Here is a 23,279-nt window from a genome sequence, read left to right as displayed (position 1 = left end):
GAAGAATGAGGGTGATTAGCTCAGTTGGTAGAGCATCTCCTTTACACGGAGGGGGTCGGCGGTTCGAGCCCGTCATCACCCACCACTCATTCTCTTGTTTGGCAGTACCCGGAAGTTCTGAAGTGGGTGATTAGCTCAGTTGGTAGAGCATCTCCTTTACACGGAGGGGGTCGGCGGTTCGAGCCCGTCATCACCCACCACTTCTGCGGGTCGTTAGCTCAGTTGGTAGAGCAGTTGACTTTTAATCAATTGGTCGCAGGTTCGAATCCCGCACGACCCACCAATACAGAAAAAAGCGCCTTTTGGCGCTTTTTTCGCATCTGTCATCCATAAATCATCATCCCCAAATTCCCCTGCGCCTTCAAACAGCCAACAAGGCTTGTTATTAGGGAGAGCGCTGCAAGCAGCGCCCTATGGTTATGGTCACACACCCTAAATAAACTGGTATCTCAGGCCGCCAGCGTCGCCCCGCCGTCAATCACGATATCCTGCAGGGTGATATGGCTGGCGCGATCGGAAGCCAGGAACAAAATGGCATCGGCAATTTCCTGCGGTTGGGCGATCTTGCCCAATGGAATACCCAGCTTGAACTGCGCCGGGAAGCCGTTGATGGTGTTTTGTTCACCGCTTTCATCCTGCCACATGCCGCGTTGCATCGGCGTGTTGGTCGACCCGGGTGAAACCAGATTGCAACGCACGCCATAAGGCGCCATTTCCAATCCTACGGTTTGGCACAGGCTGCGCAACGCCGCCTTGGAGGCGCAATAGGCCGCCATGCCGACGCGCGGCACATGGGCCGCGTTTGAAGCCACGCTGACAATCGCGCCGCGCCGCTGGCGACGGAACACCGGCAAGGCATGGCGGAACATATTGAACGCCCCGCCGGCATTGACCGCCATGCAGGCCAGCCAGTCTGCGGTACTGGTCTCATCCGCCAGCCCCATCCGCAAAATGCCCGCCCCGTTCACCAGCACGTCCAGCGCCGGCTGCTCTGCCAGCAAACGCCCGCACAGACTGTCTACCGCATCGCTATCCGCGACATCCAGCACTTCGGTGCGAAACGGGTATTCCGGTTCGCCAAAACGCAGGTCGAAGCCAATCACTTCTGCACCGGCTCTTACAAACGCCAACGCCGTCTCCAGGCCAATACCGGCACCCGCGCCGGTAACCCAGACCCGCTTACCGGCAAAATCCCCTGCTTTGCCCATCAGGATTTCCCCTGCGACAACATCGCCCACCAGCTGTCAATGGTCGGGTTCTTGGCCAGCGCGATAAAATCAATATCGCTGCGGATTTTACGCCAGCGCGCGGCCAACTCCATGATACGCACCGAATCCAGACCGTAGTCGATCAGGTTCTCATCGTCGCCCATCTCTTCGCTGTCTTCATCGAGGAACGGCATAATTTGCCGGCGCAGCGCAGCTTTACTGGCGATGCCCGGCAGCAGTTCGGCAGTCGTCACCACTCGGCCACAGCGGCCGGCGGTGTAACGCAGCGCCATCAGGTGTTCGTCGCGGGAGAAATCCGCCAGGCCATCGGCCACCATAAACGGCTGGATATTGCGCATAAAGGCATCGATAGCGGTAGTCATGCAGCCGATATGAGCATACACGCCGCAAATGATCAGTTGATCGCGCCCTGACTCCTGCAGAATTTCCTGCAGCGGCGAACGGTGGAAGGCGCTGTAACGCCACTTCACCAAAACCGTATCGTCATCTTCCGGTGCCAGAGCCTGAACCACCGCCTGCTGCTCAGGGTGTTTATTCAGCCCTGGCCCCCACATATCGTTCAGCAACGCGCGGTCTTCGTCGCTTTGCTGATTAGGCTGCGCGGTGTAAAACACCGGAATACCCTGTGATTTGCAGTAACGACGCAGGTTAGCGATGTTCTCTACCACCTGTTTAATCAGCGGGCTGTCTTCACCCCAAAAATTCAGGAAATACTGCTGCATATCGTGGATCAGTAACGCAGCCCGCTGCGGTTCTACCGCCCAGCTCACTTTGTTGGTCGGCAGCTCAGCCTGAGTCGGCAGCGCGTAATCATTAAGTTTAGGAATGGCCATGACTTATTCTCCCTGGGCCTGAGTCAGTGGTTGCGCCTCCAGGCGTTGACGCAACCGTTTTTTATCCACTTTGCCTACCGGGGTGAGCGGCAGCGTATCGACCTGTATAAAGCGGTCGGGTAATTTAAATTCGGCCACGCCCTCCGCACGCAAATGGCGGCGCAGCACCACCGGCTTCAGCGCGTTGGTGGCGATAATAAAGGCGCAACTCTTCTCGCCCATCAGCTCATCCGGCATGGAAACCAGCGCCGCATTGATCACCTCCGGGTGGCGCAACAGCAGGTTTTCGATCTCCTCGGCGGCGATCTTCTCCCCACCGCGATTAATCTGATCTTTCTGACGCCCTTCCACTTTCACATAGCCGTCTTCAGTCAGGCTGATCAGGTCACCGGAACAGTAAAAACCGTCTTTATCAAAGGCGGCGGCGTTATGTTCCGGGCTTTGGTAATAACCGCGGAAGGTGTAAGGGCCACGGGTCATCAGGCGCCCGGTTTGCCCCACCGGCAGCGGGTTACCCTCGTCATCGGCCACCCACAGTTCGTCGTCCGGCGACATCGGGCAGCCCTGAGTGGTGAGAATATGCCGGTCGTCATCGTCCAGCCGGGTGTAATTCACCAGGCCTTCCGCCATGCCGAAGACCTGCTGCAACTGGCAGCCGATTTCCGCCGGAATGCGCGCGGCCAGGGTCTCGCTCAGCTTGGCGCCCCCCACCTGCAACAGTTTGAGGCTGGCCAATGGTTGCCCACCGTCCCACTCTTCGATTGCCTGTAGCCACAGCGTCACCGCCGGCGGCACCAGCGCCGTCACGTTAATCTGGTGCTGCTCGATCAAACCGAAGCATTGCCCGGCATCCGGATCGCTGGCGAACACCACCAGCCCGGTGCCGTAAAACACGCCGAGCACGCCCGGAGAACTCATCGGGTAGTTATGCGCCACCGGCAGCGCGCACAGGTAGCGGGTATGCACATCGAAATGGCAAATTTCCACGCTGCGACGAATGCTGTAGTAGTAATCATTGTGGGTGCGCGGGATCAGCTTTGGCGTCCCGGTGCTGCCGCCGGAGAGCTGGAAGAACGCCACCTGGTCAGCCGGGGTCGGCGTCGCGATAAAATCGTCGGCGTCCTCTTCCAGCCAGGCGGCCAGCGACTGCTCGCCTTCCGCCTGGCTGCGCAGCCCTACTACGCGCAATGAAGGATTTTCGGCGCGAAACGCCGTGAGGAATTCGTCGTTGCCGAACAGGCCATGCCGGCGATCGGCAATCAGCAGCGCGGGCTTGATTTGTGCGGCATAAGCCTTGAGTTCGTTGCGTTGGTGGCTGAACAACGCATTCACCGGCACCACGCCAATTTTCAGCAGCGCAAAGAAGGTCACATAGAACTCGACCACGTTGCCCAACTGCACCAGAGCGGTATCGCCGCGCTGCATGCCCCGGCGTTGCAGCGCGGCGGCCAGCCGGTCAGAAAGTTGATTGAGCCGGCGATAGCTCAGGCTGCATTGCGGATCGATCAGCGCCACGGCGTCATTTTTGGCCTGGCGGGCAATAATGTCGGTCAATGGCCGGTCGGTCCAATAACCGCGTTCGCGATAGCGACGGGCCAACGCCTCAGGCCAGGGAGTAAAATCAATGCTCATGGGTATGCCTATCCTTGGTTCAGGCCAAACGCCCGCGAAATGGTACTGAGTTTGGTGCCGGTTTCACGCCATTCGGATTCCGGCGAAGAGTCTTGCACGATGCCGGCGCCGGCAAACAGCCGCACCTGATTGCCCTGCACTGTGCCGCAACGAATGGTCACGACCCACTCGCCGTTGCCTTCGGCATCACACCAGCCGACAATGCCGCCGAACAGGCCGCGATCAAAGGGTTCAAGCTGTTTGATCACCTGGTGCGCAAGCCGGGTTGGCGTGCCGCACAAAGCCGGCGTCGGGTGCAACAGGCAGGCCAGCGAAAGCGCATTTTCCGCCCGGCTGGCGGCTTCGCCATCAATAGGCGTAGACAGGTGCCACAGCGTGGTGGTGCTCAATAATTCAGGGGATGACGGGATGTTCAAGTGGCGGCAGCGGTCGGCCAATACCTGGCGCATCCCTTCGGTGACGAACTTGTGCTCATAAAGGTCTTTGTCCGACACCAATAGCTGTTGGCTGATGTCACGGTCCCGTAGCGGATCGGCATCGCGGCGGGCAGAGCCGGCCAGCGGATTGGAATGGAACTGCGCGCCGGATTTGCGCAACAGCAATTCCGGGCTGGCGCCTACCAGCGCCCCCTGCTCCAGCGGTACGTGGAAGTGGAAACCGTTAGGGTTCTGGGCGATGATTCGCGCCATCAGCGCCCGGCAATCAACAGGTTCGCGGGTTTCAATCTCCAGCAAGCGCGACAACACCACTTTATCCAACCGGTCGCCACGGGTAGCCAGCACCGCATCGGCAACCATCTGCATGAAGGGCTGCCGGGCAGGTACTTCGGTTTGCCGGGTAATTTCCGGCAAGGCATCCTGCGGCGGCGTTACGCCGGCCAAAAAGGCATCGCGCTCAAACCACTGAGTTTGCTGGGGAATAAACAACGCTGAAGGTTGATGAGTATCAAAAGGAATGGCGCCACAGAGTACCGGGTTCTTCACGCCGGCCAGTTTCGCTTCGGCGAAAGCGTGCCGTACTTCTCGCTGGAACTCCCCATTCACCTGGTCCCCACCTGCTGCGGGCAGCGTGATTTTCGCGAAGCAGCCCTGGGTACTCAGGCTACGGAAAGGAGAGGTAAAGAAGAAGCCCGAGGTGGGCGAAACGCCTGCAGTATTCAGTTCGCTCCCCTTGCTTTGCGGTTTCTTTTGGCCGGCACCCTTTACAGTCACGCTCATCGGTACTCCATTCATCTTCGTTAATGATAATAAACATAATAATGATTATCATTTATGTTTGACCGCGTTAAAGTACCCTTGGAAATTTGCCATGTCAATAATTGTAAACAGCTCTTCTCCTTATCATCGGGGTAGAAAGTCAGCAGCATAAATTATATAAATGATAAGTATTACTATTTAAAACCTAGGGACTTCCTTTATGAAGACGAATCTGATCTTCGGTCTGGCGCTGTTCGGGCTAGCGGCAATCAGCGCCGCTCACGCATCCGATACCGGCTGGCCGCGTAACATTGCAACCTCACACGGCGTGGTCACCCTCGATCAGCCCCCTGCCCGCATCGTTTCTACCAGCGTTACCGTCACCGGCACCCTGTTGGCCATCGACGCGCCGGTGGTAGCCAGTGGGGCAACCACGCCCGGCAGCCGTCTGGCGGACAAACAGGGGTTTTTCCGTCAATGGAGTGACATCGCAGCACGGCGCGGCGTCAAACGTCTGTACGTCGGCGAACCCAATGCGGAAGCCGTCGCGGGGGCTGCCCCCGATCTGATTATCATGTCAGCCACCGGTGCCGATTCCGCCCTGCGCCTGTACGATCAGCTCTCTGCCATCGCCCCGGTGCTGGTGGTCAATTACGACGACAAAAGCTGGCAGGAACTGGCCGCAGAACTGGGCCAGGCCACCGGGCATGAAGCCCAGGCGCATAAGATCATTGGCAATTTTGATGCGCGTGAAAAAGCGCTGAAACAACGGATGACCCTGCCTGAACAACCGGTCTCCGCGCTGGTGTTCGGTTCGGACGGCAAAACCGCCAATCTGTGGACCGCCGAATCGTCCCAGGGGCAGATGCTGAAACAGCTCGGTTTCACCCTGGCGGTGCCGCCCGCCAAATTGAACAACAGCCGCAGCATGGGGGTGCGTAAGGACATCATTCAGTTGAGCGGCGAGAACCTGGCGGAAGGCCTGAACGGCCAGACGCTGATGCTGTTCGCCAACGGCGACGCCGACACGCAGCGCCTGCTGGCCAATCCTTTTCTCGCTCACCTGCCGGCGGTGCAACATAAACGGGTTTACGCGCTGGGCAACGATACCTTCCGGCTGGATTATTACAGCGCCGGCAACTTGCTGACGCTGTTGGAAAAACAGTTTATTTCTCGCTAGTCTCGCTGGCGGGCCGGAGGCTTTCTTCCTGCCCGCCGCTGCCCACCTGGCGCAAGCCGCGCATGGCGAAAGCCAGTACCACACCCAGCACCGCTACCCCAAAACCAAAATGGGTCGACGTCATCGCCGGCAGCATAAACGCCCCCATTGCCCCCAGCAGTAACGCCCCCAACGCGTCGCCCACGACGTTTTGCGCCGTCCACAGGCCATTGATGCGCCCCAGAAAGGCATCCGGCGTCAGGTTCTGAATCAGCCCGTATTGCAGCAATGAGTTCACCGCGCTCAGGTAACCAAAAATCACCAGGAAAAACAGCGCTAAACCGTACCACGGCATCAGACCGAACAGACCGATGGCGACGAACGCGCCTATCGCCGTCGTCAACATCATCCAGCCCGGCCGCGCTACGTGAGCGACCCGGCCGCTGGTGAACGCGCCGATCGCCGCGCCGAGCGGGACGGCGGAATACATAAAGCCCAATTGCGTAGCGCTGACGTGCCACATGCCGGACATCGCCGGATATAACACCCGCACAGCACTGGCCATGGTCAGCAGCGCGCCGATCAACGCCACCATGCCGATTACCCGGTTGCGGAACAAGAAGCCGAAACCACCGACCAACGCGCGCAGCGGGTGTTCGCGCGGTTGTGGCGGCGGTGCTAACTGCGGCAAACGCAGCAAGGGGATCAACGTCAGTAAAGTGCCCAGCGCCGCCAGGCCGTAGTTCCACATCACGCCGGAGTGAGCGATCACCAGGCCCCCAATCGCCGGCGACAGAATCGAGCCAAAACGCACCGTCAGCATACTGATGGCCCCGGCCTGGACGATGTTTTCACGCCCCACCAACGCCGGCGTGGCGGCCAGCAGCGCCGTCACCCCGACCGCACCGAAGAAACCGTCCCACACGGCCAGCAAATAAATCGCCGTCAACGATGGGGCCGGCAAGGCGGCATTCAGGCACAGCCCGATAAAACCAATGCCGCAGGTGGAACGAGCAAACAGGATCAAACGGCGGCGCTCGTAGCGATCGGCCAATACGCCCCCCATCAGCAAACCGGCAAACATGCCGCTGCCCGCCAGCGTTACGGACAGCCCGACCAACAGGGTCGAACCGGTCAACGCCTGGATCTGAACCGGGATCGCAATGGCCATCAATCCCAGCGCCAGAATGGAAATAAAACGCGCGCAAAATACGGCGCGAAACGCGCCATTGGTCTTAAGCAGGCCAAAATCCAGCAAAACAGAGGGCTTACTCATCAGCTTTCTCACCACAACGTAGGAAAAGGGGCAGCGTCTATAGCCAAAATAATTGGAGCGGCATCACGGCGGCAACCAAGCGCATCCCCATGAACGTACAGGAAATACGTGATTGGGGGTAAGTGCGGGCAGCCAACACAGATGCAGCTTCAAGAATGAAGGGTATGTGCTGCAATAGCGAAGGAAGTCATGGTAACATAGATGAAAGCAATCGATAATGATAATAAATATCATTTATATTCAATTAAATAACGGATTGTTATGTTACGGATTACACGCAATGGCACACCGTCCATTCCGGCCCCCAGGGATCGTCTTGTTAGCGGCACCTCCCACTCATTTCGTCGCAAACTATGTGGTTTGCTGCTTGCCGTTTGCGCGCTGTTGGCCATCATGCTGCTCAGCCTGTCGCTCGGCGCTAAATCCATCCCATTTGATACGGTTATCCAGGCGCTGAACGGTCAATGCCGTGGAGCGGACTGCACCATCATTACCGAAGCCAGGTTGCCGCGCACGCTGGTGGGCGTATTGGCCGGCATTGCGCTGGGCCTGTCCGGCGTATTGATGCAAACCCTCACCCGCAACCCACTGGCCGATCCGGGCATTCTCGGCGTGAATGCCGGGGCGGGATTTGCCGTAGTACTGAGCATTACCTTCTTTGGTGCCGCCGAGGTTAGCCAATACCTGTGGTTCGCCTTTGCCGGGGCGATGCTCGCTGCACTGCTGGTCGCGTTGATCGGCGCTCTGGGCGGCAGCAGCCTGAACCCGGTTCGCCTGACGTTGGCCGGTGTCGCCCTGGCGGCGGTGCTGGAGGGCATGACCTCCGGGATTTCTCTGCTGAACCCGCTGGTGTTCGATCAACTGCGGTTTTGGCAGGCCGGTTCGCTGGATATTCAAAATATGCAGGTGGTACGCACCGTCACCCTGCCGATCCTGCTGGGCACGCTAATCACGCTGTGGATGAGCAAATCGCTTAACAGTCTGAGTATGGGCAGCGAATTGGCCACCGCGCTGGGCACCGGCATCGTCCGCACCCAATTGCTGGGCCTGCTGGCGATCACCCTGCTGTGCGGCGGCGCCACCGCCGCCGTCGGCCCGATTGCCTTCGTCGGCCTGATGATGCCGCACATTGCCCGGCGGTTGGCGGGCTCCGAGCTGCACTGGATGCTGCCGTGGACACTGGTCTTGACCCCCATCCTGCTGCTGAGCGCCGATCTGCTCGGCCGCTTTCTGGTGGCCGGCGAGCTGCGCGTTTCCATCGTGACCGCCCTGATTGGCGCCCCGCTGCTGATCGTGCTGGTGCGCCAACGCCATATGTTCAGGAGGCAACGCTAATGTCGATGCTGGCTGCCCGTCTGATGACCAGTCAAAAATTGCGTACCCTGCCGAGGCCGGCGCTGACCGCGTCGATGCTGGCGCTTGCCTGCGCGGTACTGGCGATTTACGCCTTAGGTTCCGGTTCCCTTTCGCTGAACGCCACGCAGGTGATCGACGCTCTCCTCGGCAAAGGCCCGGCAAACCTGACGGTAATAGTCACCCAGTGGCGTCTGCCACGCGTCGCGATGGCGTTGCTGTTGGGCGCCGCGCTCGGGATCAGCGGCGCTATTTTCCAGTCTCTGCTGCGCAACCCGCTCGGCAGCCCGGACGTGATTGGCTTCAATACCGGCGCCTACAGCGGCGTATTGGTAGCCATAGTGCTGTTTAACGGCGGCGTTATCGGCATCACCTCCGGGGCGCTGGCTGGCGGCCTGCTGACCGCCGCGCTGGTTTATCTGCTGGCATGGCGCAACGGCGTCGAGGCTTTCCGTTTGATTATCGTCGGCATCGCCGTGCGCGCCCTGCTGGTCGCCGGCAATACCTGGCTTATCATCAGCGCCTCTCTGGAGTCCGCCATGACCGCCGGGCTGTGGAGCGCCGGGTCTCTTAACGGCATAAGCTGGGCGAAAAGCCTGCCGGCGCTGGCCGCGATCGCGCTGTGCTGCCTGCTGTTGCTGACGCTGTCACGCCGCATGCGGCTGCTGGAAATGGGCGACGACACCGCCTGCGCCCTCGGCGTGCCGGTGGAACGTTCGCGCCTGCTGCTGCTGCTGATCGGCGTAACGCTGACCGCTGCCGCCACCGCCGTGGCCGGGCCAATCTCCTTTATTGCCCTGGTGGCGCCGCAGATTGCCCGCCGCTTGTGCGCCAACCGCAGCGTCCTGTTGCTGACCGCACTGACCGGCGCGCTGTTGCTGCTGATCGCCGATGTCGCCGCCCAGCGCCTGTTTATGCCTTATCAATTGCCGGTAGGCGTGCTGACCGTCAGCCTCGGCGGCATTTATCTGATTTGGCTGTTAATCCGTGAGTCACGAAAAAAATGAATGCTGATCCCCTGCTGCCCGCGCCGCTGCGCGCTGAACATCTGACGCTTAGCTATGACAAGAAAATCGTCGCGTGCGATCTTTCCGTCGCCATCCCCCAGGGTGAACTGACGGTGATTATCGGCCCAAACGCCTGCGGTAAATCTACCCTGCTGCGCACCCTCAGCCGCCTGATGCAGCCGCAAGCCGGTACGGTCTGGCTGAACGGCAAGCACATCAGCGAATACGCCACCAAAGAGGTGGCGCGCCAATTAGGCCTGCTGCCGCAAAGTTCGACCGCCCCCGGCGACATCACCGTCTTTGATCTGGTGGCCCGCGGGCGCTACCCGCACCAGCGTCTGTTTAGCCGCTGGCGCGAAGAAGACCAGCAAGCGGTGGAGCAGGCAATGCGTTCCACCGGCGTGTTTGAACTGGCCGAACAGCCGGTGGATACGCTTTCCGGTGGGCAGCGTCAGCGGGTCTGGATTGCGATGGTGCTGGCGCAGCAAACGCCGCTGCTGTTGCTGGATGAGCCTACCACCTGGCTGGACATTAGCCATCAGATCGACCTGCTGGAGTTGATGCGCCAGTTAAACCGTGAAAACGGCCACACGCTGGTGGTGGTGCTGCACGATCTCAACCACGCCTGCCGTTACGCCACCCATCTGATCGCCATGCGCGACGGCAAAGTCGTGGCCGAAGGTGCGCCTAAGGATATCGTGACGCCGGAGTTGATCGAAGACGTGTACGGCCTGCGCTGTATGATCATTGACGATCCGGTTTCGCACACGCCGTTGGTGGTGCCGCTAGGTAAATCATAGATATTGTGGGGGCCCAGCATGCTGGGCCCGTGAGTTTGATGACAACGTGGTCTTTGAACCCGAGATACCCGGGCCTGGCGCACCGAGGGGCCATTATGGGACACATCCATGTGTCCCACCCTTCGGGCCGACTGAACGTCGTTCCAATTTGCTCCCGGCAAATTGGTCGGCGGACAAGCCGCTACGACCCCTTCGGCACGCTCTCCCTAATAACGGGCTTTGTCAGCAGTCTGAAGGGCGAATCTATTCGCCCCCTACTGTCACTGGGTATTACAAAGCTCGAAGTATGCGGTTCAGCAACGGCCCCAGCACCTTAAACGAGGCCGGCGAGACGATATCCACATGCGCGCAATCCAGTTCATGAACCTGTAGCGCGTCCACATATTCCGCCCAGGTTTGCTGCACGTCCATCCCTTCCTGCAATGTCTGACGCGCGACAAACAGCGTCGCCTGCCCGCTGAAATTCGCCGTCTGGGTCGCGGAAAGCAGACGTACCGAATCGGCATAGTTGGCTTCGATATTGTCGAACATCGCCACCCGGGTTTCGCCCAGTGCCGGATCCAGCGTATCTTCCGATACCGCCAGAAACTGCTGGCGTTCGCGCTGCACTTCTTTCAGCACGTTGTCATCCAGCATCACGTCCCAGTTTTGCGTTTCCGGCGGGTAGGTATCCAGCAGGCCGAGGAAGGCCACCTCTTCGCCCCGCGCCTGCAACCTGGCGGCGATCCCCTGCGCCAACGTGCCGCCCAGCGAATAACCGATAAAGTGGTAAGGCCCCTGCGGCTGGACCTGCAATACCGTCGCCAGATGCGCCTCGCAAACCTGATCCATATTCTCGCTGAGCGCCAGCGGGCCATCCGGACGTGGCGATTGAATGCCCACCAGTGACCAATGTTGATCGATATAGCGCGGCAACACGCTGAACTGCCAGGAGAATCCGGAAGCCGGATGCAGGCAGAACAGCGTCGGGCCGTCGGTGGTACGCAGCGGCAATACGCTGTCGAAACCGGTTTGGTCGGCTTCTTCCTGCGTGCGCTCTTGCGTGAGCAGTTGCGCCAGTTGCTCCACCCGGGAAGCGACCATCACCTGCCCTACCGAAACCGCCTTGCCCAACTCGCGCCGCAGCTCCGCCGCCAGCCGCATCGCCAGCAGCGAGTGGCCGCCGAGGGCGAAGAAATCATCGTCGGCAAATACGGTTTCACGTTGCAGCAAGCGCGCAAATACCGCCGCGATCGCCGTCTCCAGCCCTGGTTCAGGTTCACGCCCCGCAGCCCCGGCGCCGTTTTGCGGCTGCGGCAACGCTTTGCGATCCAGCTTGCCGTTAGCGCTTAGCGGTAAAGAATCCATCTCGACCAACGCCACCGGCACCATGTGTGGCGGCAGGCGATCGGCCAAGGCGGCACGCAGACCGTCGAGATCCAGGCGCACGCCAGGCTGGGCCACCAGGTAGCCCACCAGTTGACGGGCATCCCCGCCGCCGGTGTCTGCCGGCGTATTGCCCAGCACCAGCGCATGGGTCACCGCCTGCTTAATGCCCGGCAGCGACAGCAATGCATGGTCGATTTCGCTCAGCTCAATGCGCTGACCACGAATTTTTAGCTGATCGTCGCTGCGGCCGAGGTATTCCACTTCGCCACCCGGCAGCCAGCGTGCAACGTCGCCGGTACGATACATCCGTCCGCCGTTGCCTTCGGGATCGGCCACAAAGCGGCTGGCGGTCAGCGCCGGGCGGCCAAGATAGCCCTGCGCCAGCTGCACGCCGGTAAGATACAAATCACCGGCCACACCCGGCGGCACCGGCCGCAGACGTGCATCCAGGATGCGCAGCCCGGTATTCCACACCGGCAGGCCGATCGGCACATTGGCGCCCGTGATTGCCGCCAGCGGCTCGCCCCAGGCCGGATGCCAGCTGACATCCACCGCCGCTTCGGTCGGGCCATACAGGTTATGCAAGGGTACGCCAGTGCGGCGTTGCCACAGGCGGCACAGTTCAGACGGCAGCGCTTCGCCGCTGCAAAAGACCTGCCGCAACGGCGCGCAGCAGGCCACCGCCGGCGGGTTGTCCAGCGCGCCGACAAAGGCCGCCAGCATCGAAGGCACGAAATGCAGCGTGGTAACCCGATGCCGGTCAATCAACGCCAACAGCTGCTGCGGATCGCGGTGCGCTTCCGGCGGCGCCATCACCAGTTGGGCCCCCACCATCAACGGCCAGAAAAACTCCCACACCGAGACGTCAAAGCTGCATGGCGTTTTCTGTAGCACCACATCGTTCGCCGCCAGCGGATACTGATGCTGCATCCACAGCAAACGGTTGACGATCGCCTGATGCCCCACCAGCACACCTTTCGGCCGCCCGGTAGAACCGGAAGTAAAGATGATGTAAGCCGGGTGATGCGGCGTTGGCCCGCTGAGCGCCACCTCAGCCGCGCAGTCGGCGGCCAGAGGCGCATCAAACAGCAGGATCTCCCCCTTGCCGGCAAAACGCGCCTGCTGGGTAGGTTCGGTGACGATCAGTCGCGGTGCGGCATCTTCCAGCATCATACCGAGGCGTTCGTCAGGGTAGCCGGTGTCCAGCGGCAAGTAGGCGGCCCCCGCTTCGACAATCGCCATCAGCGCCAGCGCCAGGAACACCGAACGCGGCAGCGCAACGGCAACGATATCGCCGGGCTGTACCCCCTGTGCCGTCAGTTGGCGCGCCAGCGCGGTGACCTGTTCACGGGTTTCGCGATAACTGAACCGGTATTGCGCGTCCCTCAGCGCCGGGGCGTCCGGCGTTTTCTGCGCCTGTTCGGCCAGCAGGCCGCTGAGAGTATGCGCCGCCACCGGATGAGCGGTGTCGTTAACCCTGGCCAGCCGTTGGCGGTCCTGTGCGGTCAGCAAATCGGCTTCGCCAATCGGCATCTGCGGCCGGGCGGCAAACTGACGCAGCAACAGCGGCAGGCGTTGTAAATGCGCCGCCAGCTCATCGCGCTGATAACGTTCGGCATTGGCCAGCAGATCCACTTTCAGCGTGCCGGCCTCGTCGAGATACAGCGCGATCTCCAGATCCCGCACCGGCCCCGAGGCCAGCTCGTGAGTAATGCCTTCGATACCGCCGAAATCCAACTGGAAATCGAACATTTTAAAGTTGAAAACGGTGCCGTACAGCGGCTGGGCATCGCCAATCCGCCCCAAATCACGCTGGATCTGTTCCGCCTCGTAACGCTGATGACGGCGGACGGTTTTCAGCTCGCGGCCGATACCGCCGGCTGTCTCGCACAGCGTGGCCTGGGGATCGAGGTGCATTTCGATCGGCAATACGTTGATCACCGGGCCATTGGCGCACAGCGCAGCAGAACCGGTGCGGCGCATAAAAATGAAACCGGCGCTGAAGCTGCCGTGGCCGCTCAGGCGAGACACCCACAATGCCACCAGCGCCAACGCCATATCCGCCACGCTGAACTGCTGCGGGCTGGCGTTCACCAGCCGGGTAAAATCTTGACGATCGCACAGCTGCGATAACCGGTGGATGCGGGTGGTTGGCGTCTGCCCGGCCAGCGGCTGCGGGCAAAGCGTGGCCGGCTCAGGCAACTGCTGCGCCTTGTTTAGCCAAAAAGCGGCATCGCGCCGGCAGGTTGCCGACTGCCGGTAGCGCTGATATTCCTCTACCACCTCGCTGAAGGAGGTAAACGGCGTCGGGTCGGGCTGTTCATCGTTGAGCATGCGGCTGTAAATATGGGCGATTCTGCGGGCAATGGCGGTAAAACTGAAGCCATCGACCAGAATATGATGATAACGCTGATACCAGAACCAACGCCGGTCCGACAGGCGGATCAACATATGGCGATACAGTGCCTTGCCGCTGCCGATGCGCAAATCACCGGACATATCCAGCTGCATCACCGCCTGCGCCGCCGCCAGGGCATCGGGAGAGTCGCGCAGATCGAGAGATTCTGTCGGCAGGATCGCCAGTTCGGCGTCATGCCACTGTACCGGCACCCCATCCCGCTCTTCAAAGCGGAACTGAAGGGTATCGACTTCGGACAACCCCTGCGCAATCGCCTGCAATAGCCGCTCTTCGTTCAGTGGACCGCTGAGTTCGATATAGTGGGAAACCGCATAGGCATTGGCGTACGGCGATATTTGATCGGCCACCCAAATGCCAGGTTGCGCGGCGACCAGCGGCAATTCGGTGGCAGGCCGCTCTTCGGTCGGTAATAAAATAGGGTCTGACAAGGGACTGACTCCTGTTAACGGTAATGGCGCCATCACGCCTTACGCAGCGATGCGGGCCGCATATCCTGCCAATGCTGTTCCAGCCAGTTCACGCACAGCGAGCGTGCCGCCGGGCCGAAAACCGGCGTCCACCCCGCCGGTACTGCGCTGAAATCAGGCCACAGGCTGTATTGCTGCTCATCGTTTTGCAGAATCAGGCAGATTTGGTGTTCATCATCGAACGGATTCAGCGTTTCCATCACGGACTCCTTGGGTTTTGAAAGTTAGCCTGGCGAACGGCGCCGCAGGCTGATCCGCCCACAACGCCTGCAGCCCGTCGATCAGCCCGCCGCGCCAGCACAAAGAGTCGTGCCCGCCTGCCACCACCCGGTATTGCACCTGATGGCCGGCATCGCGCAGCGCCTCCGCCATCCGATCATTCACCCTGCGCGCCACCTGTTCGTGGGTGCCGGCCTCCATGAACACCTTCAACCCGCCCTGGCGGCCAACGCCCTGTTCGGCCTGGCGCAGCAGCCAACCGGCATCGGCCGGCACGGCGGGTTGCTGGTACATGTCGCGACGCGGCCACCAGAAAGAGCCGGACTGAGCAATCACGCCGCCAAAGCGCTGCGGCCAGTGGAGACCGGCATACAAAGAAGACAGGCCGCCGAAGCTCTGGCCACACACCAGCGTGCTGGCAGGGTTGCCGCTGTGGGGGGCCCAGTCAGCCAATTGCGGCAACAGTTCTTCCTGCACCGCCAACCAGAAATCTTCATTGCAGGCTAACTCATGCGCACGCCGTTTTTGATCGATGGCATCGATCAACAGATACACCGCCTCCGGCAGCTTGCCTTCACGCGTCAGTTGCATCAGCGGATCCCAGACCGGCATGTTGCTCGACCAGAACTGGCCGTCCAGCAACAGGGCCAACGGCCGTTGCGCCGGGCTGCTGTCGCCGGTGGTGTAAACCCAAACGTTACGGGTATTGCCCAATCGCGCGCTGTGCCAGCTGTGGCGTTGCAGCCTGGCGGGGGGAGCCGGGGTACAACGCCCGCAGGCCGACGCATAACGATCGAAATCCTGCCAGGCCGGTTGCGGCAGCGCCGCCGGCATATGCAGGCCGGACAAGACGTTGCCGTTGGCTCCGGGCCAGGAACGATGAGGATTAAGCAGATCCTGGGTGGCGCTGGCAAACACCTGATGCCACCAGTGACGGACCGAATGCATATTGGCGTGCGCATCGTTATCACTGAGCGTCAGCGGCCGATCGTCCATGCAGGGCATAAAGCAGTAACTGCCACGCCAATCGGCGTTCAGCTCGGTTTGCCAATACCAGACGTCGGTCCCTTCCAGCCGTTGCAAGCTCTGCGGTGGCGAGGGCTGATGGTGGTCGGTGAGGCAGTTGATGTGGATCCAGACCCGTCGATAGGCTGAAGTGAGCTCGCATCCCTGAGGATCACGCCATAAAAATGTGACCTTCCCTCGCCCATCGCCTTGCAGCTCCACCAGCGGCGTACCGCGTTTGGCGATATTCAGCCACCATCCATGACGCCCGGCGTGCTTGCTCGATAATAATCTGCTGCTTTCTGACTCGGATTTTGTTTTCAAAACGCCTATTCACTTTTAGCTGGCAGCTTCAGGAACGCCGGCACAATCGCGGCGCGAGGCGCTGCCCAAAAAACGGTAAACCGAATACTATTGATAATTATTTGCATTTGCAATAGTGTGTTAAGGCTCGCAAACAGAGCAGGTATTCTTCAACAGGGACGGATACCGCGTTTTAGCGCCGAATCCAATGCCGTTGCGTCTCGGCCTGTTGGATTTTTATTTCCGCGATCACAAAAACTACAACCGCCCTTCTCTCTGTCGGAGGCCTGTCTTCGGCCCCGGGAAAGGCAGCAAGGTAGGAACACTCAAATGAACCGCAAACTTTCACGTTATTCTTTAGCCACACTCATCGGGTTAGGGTTAGGCGCGTCCGCCTTTGCGCACGCCGCACAGCAAACTGATACCACCGCAGAAACCGATACCGCCGCCAAAAGCCAAAAAGAAACCGCCGAGGACACCATTGTCGTCACCGCCGCCAGGCAGAACCTGCAGGCGCCGGGGGTGTCCGCCATCACCGCCGACGAAATCAAAAAACGCCCTCCGGCGCGCGATATCAGCGAACTGATCCGCACCATGCCCGGCGTTAACCTGACCGGCAACTCCACCAGCGGCCAGCGCGGCAACAATCGCCAGATCGACATTCGCGGCATGGGCCCGGAAAACACCCTGATTCTGATCGACGGCATCCCGGCCAGCAGTCGCAACTCGGTGCGCCAGGGGTGGCGCGGCGAACGTGACTCCCGCGGCGATACCGCCTGGGTGCCGCCGGAGATGATCGAACGCATCGAAGTGCTGCGCGGCCCGGCCGCCGCACGCTATGGCAACGGCGCCGCCGGCGGCGTGGTCAATATCATCACCAAAAAGAGCACCAAAGATCTGCACGGCTCGCTGAACACTTATTTCAACGTGCCGCAGCATAAGCAGGAAGGCTCCACCAAACGCACCGACTTCAGCCTGTCCGGCCCGCTGAGCGACCAGTTGAGCTTCCGCCTGTTCGGCGGCTACAGCAAAACGCAGGCCGACGCCTGGGATATTAACGAATCGCACAAATCCGAACGCGTAGGCGCTTATGCCAGCAGCATTCCCTCCGGGCGTGAAGGCGTGGTCGACAAAAACATCGACGCCCTGCTGCACTGGGACTTCGCTCACTTGCAGTCGTTGGAATTTGAATATTCCTATGGCCGCCAGGGCAACCTGTACGCCGGCGACACGCAGAACACCAACACCAACGCGCTGGTGCAAAGCAACTACGGCAAAGAGACCAACCGCATCTACCGCGAAACTTTCGGCCTCAACCATCGCGGCGCCTGGGACAACGGAGTCAGCACCAACAATTACGTTCGGTTCGAGCGCACGCGTAATACGCGTCTGAACGAAGGTTTGGCAGGTGGCACCGAAGGTATTTTCGACACCAAAAATGCAGGCTTCGGCACCACCAAATTGGACGATTTTCTGGCGCACAGCGAAGTCAGCGTGCCGTTTGAATTGGGCGTCACGCAAACCGCCACGCTGGGCACCGAGTGGAACCAGCAGCGCATGAAAGATGGCACGTCGACCAGCCAAACGCTGATGGGCGGCACCATCCCTGGCACAGAGACCGGCACCCGTAGCCCTTACGCGTCGGCGAATATCTTCTCGCTGTTCGCCGAAGACAATATCGAGCTGACCGACAGCACCATGCTGACGCCCGGCCTGCGTTACGATCACCATTCCGAGGCCGGCAATAACTGGAGCCCGGCGCTAAACCTGTCGCAAGAATTGGGCGACAACTTCACGCTGAAAATGGGCATCGCCCGCGCCTACAAAGCGCCGACGCTGTTCCAGACCAATCAAAACTATTTGCTGTACAGCAAAGGCCAAGGTTGTGCGGCCAGCGATACCAAAAATGGCTGCTATCTGCTCGGCAACGACGATCTGAAGGCGGAAACCAGCGTCAACAAAGAGATCGGGCTGGAGTTCCATAATGAAGGCTGGCTGGCCGGGGTGACCTACTTCCGCAACGATTACCGCAACAAGATCGAGGCGGGCAACAGCAAAATCGCCACCAGCAGCACAGGTACGGCGGTTTATCAGTGGGAAAACGTGCCGAAAGCGGTCGTACAGGGCCTGGAAGGGACACTGAACGTACCGATCAGCGAGACCCTTTCCTGGAGCAACAACGCCACCTACATGATCGAGAACAAGAACAAGAGCACCGGCGATTATCTGTCGGTGATCCCTAAATTCACTATCAACTCGACACTGAGCTGGCAGGCGACCCAGGAACTGTCAATGCAATCGACCCTGACCTGGTACGGCCGTCAGAAGCCGAAGAAGTACAACTACCAGGGTAAACCGGCGACCGGCAGCGAAACCCGCGAGGTCAGCCCTTACGCCATCGTCGGCGCCAGCGCCACCTATGACGTCACCAAAAACGTCAGCGTCACCGCCGGCATCGACAACCTGTTCGACAAACGCCAGTTCCGCGCCGGCAACGCGCAAAACGTTGGCGATCCCAACACCGGCGCCATCAACATCGCCGGAGCGGGTGCGGCAACCTACAACGAACCGGGCCGCACTTATTATATGAGCATCAACACGCATTTCTGATGCCTGTTGAGAAACATCGGGGGCTGCCGCGCAGCCCCTTTTTTATTATTTCTCCAGCGATACCTGTTTGAAGATGTGCTTGCCGAACGGGTCGATCTCGTACCCTTTCACTTCCTTGCGTACCGGCTCAAAAATGGTCGAGTGGGCAATCATCAACGCCGGCATCTGCTCATGCATCATCACCTGCGCCTGCTCGTACAGCGCTACCCGCTTGGCATGATCGTTCTCTTCACGCGCCTGCAGGATCAGCTTATCAAACGGCGGGTAACACCATTTGGCCGAGTTTGAACCGCCGTTGGCCGAAACGCAGGTAAACAACGGGCCGAAGAAGTTGTCCGGATCGCCGTTGGCGGTGGTCCACCCCACCAACGCGGTCTGGTGTTCGCCATTTTTGAGCCGCTGCAGATATTCGCCCCATTCGAAAGTGACAATGTTGGCCTTCACGCCAATCTTCGCCCAATCGGACTGGATCATCTCCGCCATGCGTTTGGCGTTCGGGTTGTAAGGCCGCTGCACCGGCATCGCCCACAGATCAATCGCAAAACCCTGGCCCAAACCGGCTTCCTTCAGCAGTTGCCTGGCTTTCTCCGGCGCGTACGGATAATCCTCAATCTTGTCGTTGCTGCCCCATTGGGTCGGCGGCAGCAGGTTCTTCGCCTGCTGGCCCGCGCCGTGAAACACCGCTTCGATAATCGCCGGTTTATTCACCGCCATCGCCAGCGCCTGGCGCACCTTGACGTTATCCAGCGGTTTTTTCTGGGTATTAAACGCCAGGAAGCCGATATTCAAACCGGATTTCTCCATCACCTGAATGTTCGGGTCCTGCCGCATCCGCGCTAAATCCGCCGGGTTGGGGAATGGCATCACCTGACATTCATTTTTTTGCAGCTTGGCATAGCGCACCGCGGCGTCCGGCGTTATCGAGAACACCAGGCGGTCAATCTTCGGTTTGCCCTCCCAATAGTGGTCGAACGCCTTGTAGAGGATCTTCGCGTCTTTCTGGTACTGCACCAGTTGGAACGGCCCGGTGCCGATCGGATCGTTATCCACCCGCTGCGGCGTGCCGGCCTTCAGCATCGCATCGGCATATTCCGCCGATAAAATGGTGGCGAAATACATGCCGAGATCGGCCACGAACGGCGCTTCGGCGCGCGAAAGCTCAAAGCGCACCGTGCTGTCGTCCACTTTGACAATCTTGTCGATCAGCGTGCCGAATTCCATGGATTCAAAGTTGGTGTAAGCGCCGTTGGAGACCTTGTGATACGGATTATCGGCGTCTTTTTGCCGCATGAAGGAGAAGATCACGTCGTCGGCGTTGAAGTCACGCGTGGGGGTAAAGAACTTGTTACTCTGGAATTTCACGCCCTTGCGCAGATGAAAAGTGTACTGCCTGCCGTCCTCGCTCACTTCCCAGCTTTCCGCCAGGCTGGGTTGCAGCTCGACGGTGCCGGTTTTGAAATCCACCAGCCGGTTGTAAATCGTCGCAGAGCTGGCGTCTACGGTGGGGCCCGAGGTGAACAGCTGCGGGTTGAACCCTTCCGGCGAACTTTCGGAACAATAAACCAGCGTGCGGGCGTGCGCGCCGCCCATCATCGCCAAAGCCAACAATCCCAGCGTCATTGTGAGTGCTTTTCTTTTCATCCTGCCATCCCCAGTGGTTATCCCCGTCGCCTGGCCGTAACTCGACATGCACAGGGTATAGAAAACGGACCCGACGGATACCAATAAATCATGCAGTTAGGGTTGTAAAGCACAAATTTCGAGCATAAAAAACGGGGTGCGCCGCAAAGGCCGCTCCCCGTGGTTAACCGACATAATGAAATTAAATCATCTGGCTGAAGTTCATCTGCGCCATCAGTTTGTAGTTGTCGGAATAGTCGACCGGGATAGCCACCACCACCGGCCCTTCAATTTCCATCGCTTTGCGCAGCATCGGCCGCAGGTCATCTACCGACTGCACGGCAAACCCTACCGCACCGCAGGATTCCGCATAGGCTTTAAAATCGATCGGGCCAAATTCCACGCCGGATTTGCGTCGGTACTTATTCACCTCCTGCATTTCCACCATGTTGTAGGCGTTATCCACCCAAATCACGTGCACGATGTTATTTTTCAGCCGCACCGCGGTTTCCAGCTCCATGCTCGACTGCATAAAACCGCCGTCGCCGGAGATTGACACCACTTTGTCCCCCGGGCGCACCAGCGCTGCGCCAATCGCCCACGGCAACGCCACCCCCATCGTCTGCTGGCCGTTGGAGATCAGCAATTGTCTTGCGCGGAAGCTATAGAGATAGCGCGCGATCCAGATGTGAAAACTGCCCATATCCACGCACAGCGTCACATCGTCGCTGACGATATCCTGCAACTCTTTCACGATGCGCAGCGGATGGATCGGCATGCCGCCACGGCGTGCGGCGCGTTCCGCCAGTTCGGTACGCTGCCGCCCCAGATCGCTGAGGATCAGTTCAACCTCTGCCGGCACGCTCACCACGGCGCTGAAGGCTTCGGTCATCATATCGAGGGTCGCGCTGATATTGCCCACCAGCTCCACGTCCGGGCGGTAGCAGGTATCGATATCCGCTGGCAGCACGTCGATATGCACCAACTTCAATTTGCCCTGGCTGTTCCACATGCAGGGATCGTATTCGATCGGGCCGTAGCCGACGCTGACCACCAGATCGGCTTTCTGCAACAGTTGATCGGCCGGCTGGTTGTTGAACAACCCGACGCGGCCGGCGAACCGGGCGAAATGATTGACGTCGATCACCCCCGCGGCCTGATAGGTGCCCACCACCGGCATATGGGTGCGGTGCAGCAGATGCCGCACCGCCTCGCTGTTTTCCGGGCGGCTGGCCTGCAGACCCAGCAGCAGCACCGGGCACTTCGCCTGCTGGATCAATGTTACCGCCGTGCGAATGTCATCGGCGGCGGCGGCCCCCATGCGCGGCAGGCGGCACCCCGCCAGCACCGGCGCGCTGACAGGTTCATTCACGATGTCCATCGGCAAGCTGATGAACGACGCCCCCGGGCGGCCAAACTCGGCATGGCGGAAAGCATTGGCGATCACTTCGGAAATCGCCACGCCGGCATGCACTTCGGCGCAATATTTGGTCACCGGCCGGAACATGCTAACGGTATCCATGCTCTGGTGGGTCTGTTTGAGGTTATCGGCGCGCTTCACCGCACCGCCGATCGCCACCACCGCATCCCCTTCCGAGGTGGCGGTCGCCAGCCCGGTGATCAGGTTGGAACTGCCTGGCCCGGAGGTGACCAGCGCCACCCCCGCCTTGCCGGTCAACCGCCCGACCGCCGCCGCCATAAACGCCGCGTTGGCCTCGTGCCGCACCACTACCGTTTCTATCGACGGCGCGTCCTCCAGCGAATCGAATACCCGGTCGATTTTCGCCCCCGGAATGCCGAACACGTATTTGACGCCCTGCGCTTCCAGATTTTTCACCACTAAATCTGCGCCACACGTCCAGTTATTGTCTGTTTTTGCCTTGTTCATGGAACACACCTCCTGAAAATACACCCACGGCTGTCGCGGAATTAACCCTCGGCAGAACGAATCGCGCGATCCAAATCCTCCGGACAGAGGTCGGCGCGCAGAAAATCCGCATCATGCGGCAATTGAAGATTGAGACGGGTGATCACGCCAAATTGCAGACGACCGTGGTCAAGCTGGTAATCCAGCACGTGGCCGCCACCGCTGCGATCGTCGGTAACAAAGTGCTCGTGATAACCGGCTACGCCGACGCCCTGCATGTAGTCCGGCGAACGGAAACCGACCAGGGTTCCCTGCCGCTTGAGAAAGGCAAAGGTCGGTTGCTCCTCGATGGCCTCCAGCATCGGGCGATAGGGCCGCTCCTGGCGCGGCACGGTGCGGGTTTCCACGTGGCTGAATTCACCGTCGACGCGCACCGCGCAGAACAGGTTCGGCGAAGCCACCTGCTCATCGATGCACTGGTGCAGTTGCGCTTTGGTGATAGGACGATCGAAACTTTGGGTAACGCTGGGTTGGAAAAAAGTGACAACGGCAAAGGGGGTTTTCTGATCGTGGCCGGCTGGCCGAGCGCTGCCGTCGGCGCGCAGTTGATGAATTTCATCATCAAAGGCGATCAATTCGCCATCAAGGTGGTTGAAGGTGCCTAGGCCAAAGTTGCCGTGCCGGAGCAATTCGGCAATGGTCACTTCCCCTTCGTAAACGCCGCTGATTAACGCGCTCATCAGCGAGATTTGATAGATTTCGCCCTCCCCGGCACTCACTGACTGTCTGGCGAAACCCTGCACCAGATGGTGCGCACAGGAACAACCCTGCTTTTCGTTCATTACGTACTCCTCCACCAGCGCGGTGCGAAATGCCCCCGCGCGTTCAAAAATGCTCACCTGAAAGGTAAGCAAAG

At 59.9% G+C, this 23,279-nt stretch carries 16 protein-coding genes and 3 tRNA genes; 8 read left to right on the top strand and 11 right to left on the bottom strand.

All coding sequences use genetic code 11. The features are described from left to right. The first annotated feature begins 9 nt into the window (after positions 1 to 9). The 3 genes from JK621_RS23280 to JK621_RS23270 all read left to right on the top strand — a co-directional run bounded on the left by JK621_RS23280 (position 10) and on the right by JK621_RS23270 (position 283). Positions 10 to 85, top strand: a tRNA-Val gene (locus JK621_RS23280). 39 nt (positions 86 to 124) lie between these two features. Further along, a tRNA-Val gene (locus JK621_RS23275) sits at positions 125 to 200 on the top strand. 7 nt (positions 201 to 207) lie between these two features. Then, positions 208 to 283: transfer RNA gene (locus JK621_RS23270), tRNA-Lys, on the top strand. Between the two features lie 166 nt (positions 284 to 449). On the opposite strand, the gene dhbA is transcribed toward JK621_RS23270, so the two are convergent. The 4 genes from dhbA to JK621_RS23250 are packed head-to-tail and all read right to left on the bottom strand — an operon-like array spanning position 450 to position 4,911. After that, entirely contained in the window at positions 450 to 1,208 is a 759-nt protein-coding gene (gene dhbA / locus JK621_RS23265) for a 2,3-dihydro-2,3-dihydroxybenzoate dehydrogenase (protein WP_212557837.1), read from the bottom strand. Next, the gene (locus JK621_RS23260) at positions 1,208 to 2,062 is read right to left on the bottom strand and encodes an isochorismatase (RefSeq protein ID WP_212557836.1); all 855 of its coding nucleotides are present in this window, start codon (positions 2,060 to 2,062) and stop codon (positions 1,208 to 1,210) included. Before JK621_RS23260 ends, dhbA begins: the two co-directional genes overlap by 1 nt. A gap of 3 nt (positions 2,063 to 2,065) precedes the next feature. Beyond that, positions 2,066 to 3,694, bottom strand: a complete 1,629-nt coding sequence (locus JK621_RS23255; RefSeq protein ID WP_212557835.1) for a (2,3-dihydroxybenzoyl)adenylate synthase — start codon at positions 3,692 to 3,694, stop codon at positions 2,066 to 2,068. An 8-nt stretch (positions 3,695 to 3,702) separates the two neighbouring features. After that, positions 3,703 to 4,911, bottom strand: coding sequence for an isochorismate synthase (locus JK621_RS23250; RefSeq protein WP_212557834.1), 1,209 nt, complete (start codon positions 4,909 to 4,911; stop codon positions 3,703 to 3,705). A 199-nt stretch (positions 4,912 to 5,110) separates the two neighbouring features. Here JK621_RS23250 and fepB point away from each other — a divergent pair, with 199 nt between their 5' ends. Continuing rightward, positions 5,111 to 6,070, top strand: coding sequence for a Fe2+-enterobactin ABC transporter substrate-binding protein (fepB, locus tag JK621_RS23245; RefSeq protein WP_212557833.1), 960 nt, complete (start codon positions 5,111 to 5,113; stop codon positions 6,068 to 6,070). Here the strand turns inward: fepB and entS are convergent. Beyond that, entirely contained in the window at positions 6,057 to 7,325 is a 1,269-nt protein-coding gene (entS, locus tag JK621_RS23240; protein ID WP_212557832.1) for an enterobactin transporter EntS, read from the bottom strand. The two genes, fepB and entS, sit on opposite strands and share 14 nt — an antisense overlap. Positions 7,326 to 7,586: 261 nt before the next feature. On the opposite strand from entS, the gene fepD reads away from it, so the two are divergent. Genes fepD through JK621_RS23225 form a run of 3 tightly spaced genes read left to right on the top strand, consistent with a single transcriptional unit; the run spans position 7,587 to position 10,485 of the window. Beyond that, positions 7,587 to 8,660 (top strand): Fe(3+)-siderophore ABC transporter permease, encoded by a 1,074-nt coding sequence (gene fepD, locus JK621_RS23235; protein ID WP_212557831.1) that lies wholly within the window; start codon positions 7,587 to 7,589, stop codon positions 8,658 to 8,660. After that, complete coding sequence (gene fepG / locus JK621_RS23230; RefSeq protein WP_212557830.1) at positions 8,660 to 9,685, top strand: iron-enterobactin ABC transporter permease; 1,026 nt, start codon at positions 8,660 to 8,662, stop codon at positions 9,683 to 9,685. Before fepD ends, fepG begins: the two co-directional genes overlap by 1 nt. Continuing rightward, positions 9,682 to 10,485 (top strand): ATP-binding cassette domain-containing protein, encoded by an 804-nt coding sequence (locus JK621_RS23225; RefSeq protein WP_212557829.1) that lies wholly within the window; start codon positions 9,682 to 9,684, stop codon positions 10,483 to 10,485. Before fepG ends, JK621_RS23225 begins: the two co-directional genes overlap by 4 nt. A gap of 270 nt (positions 10,486 to 10,755) precedes the next feature. Here JK621_RS23225 and JK621_RS23220 read toward each other — a convergent pair whose 3' ends face one another. From JK621_RS23220 to fes, 3 genes are read right to left on the bottom strand one after another with little or no spacing between them, the layout of a single operon-like run. Then, complete coding sequence (locus JK621_RS23220) at positions 10,756 to 14,700, bottom strand: enterobactin synthase subunit F (RefSeq protein WP_212557828.1); 3,945 nt, start codon at positions 14,698 to 14,700, stop codon at positions 10,756 to 10,758. A 32-nt stretch (positions 14,701 to 14,732) separates the two neighbouring features. Further along, positions 14,733 to 14,939, bottom strand: coding sequence for an MbtH family protein (locus JK621_RS23215; protein WP_212557827.1), 207 nt, complete (start codon positions 14,937 to 14,939; stop codon positions 14,733 to 14,735). After that, positions 14,914 to 16,287, bottom strand: a complete 1,374-nt coding sequence (gene fes, locus JK621_RS23210) for an enterochelin esterase (protein WP_212557826.1) — start codon at positions 16,285 to 16,287, stop codon at positions 14,914 to 14,916. Before fes ends, JK621_RS23215 begins: the two co-directional genes overlap by 26 nt. A 309-nt stretch (positions 16,288 to 16,596) precedes the next feature. On the opposite strand from fes, the gene JK621_RS23205 reads away from it, so the two are divergent. After that, entirely contained in the window at positions 16,597 to 18,876 is a 2,280-nt protein-coding gene (locus JK621_RS23205) for a TonB-dependent siderophore receptor (protein ID WP_212557825.1), read from the top strand. A gap of 45 nt (positions 18,877 to 18,921) precedes the next feature. Here the strand turns inward: JK621_RS23205 and JK621_RS23200 are convergent, their stop codons facing one another. From JK621_RS23200 to budA, 3 genes are all read right to left on the bottom strand, one after another. Continuing rightward, on the bottom strand, positions 18,922 to 20,517 hold the full coding sequence (locus tag JK621_RS23200; protein ID WP_212557824.1) for an ABC transporter substrate-binding protein: 1,596 nt from the start codon (positions 20,515 to 20,517) through the stop codon (positions 18,922 to 18,924). A 181-nt stretch (positions 20,518 to 20,698) separates the two neighbouring features. Then, positions 20,699 to 22,384: an acetolactate synthase AlsS gene (alsS, locus tag JK621_RS23195; RefSeq protein WP_212557823.1), complete on the bottom strand. Its 1,686-nt coding sequence runs from the start codon at positions 22,382 to 22,384 to the stop codon at positions 20,699 to 20,701. Positions 22,385 to 22,425: 41 nt separating this feature from the next. After that, entirely contained in the window at positions 22,426 to 23,205 is a 780-nt protein-coding gene (gene budA, locus JK621_RS23190; protein ID WP_212557822.1) for an acetolactate decarboxylase, read from the bottom strand. Positions 23,206 to 23,279: the final 74 nt, after the last annotated feature.

The sequence above is a fragment of the Serratia plymuthica genome, from assembly GCF_018336935.1.
Lineage (GTDB): Bacteria > Pseudomonadota > Gammaproteobacteria > Enterobacterales > Enterobacteriaceae > Serratia > Serratia plymuthica_B.
The sequence above is the reverse complement of the archived record's forward strand: the minus strand, read 5'-3'. Positions and strand labels throughout refer to the sequence as shown.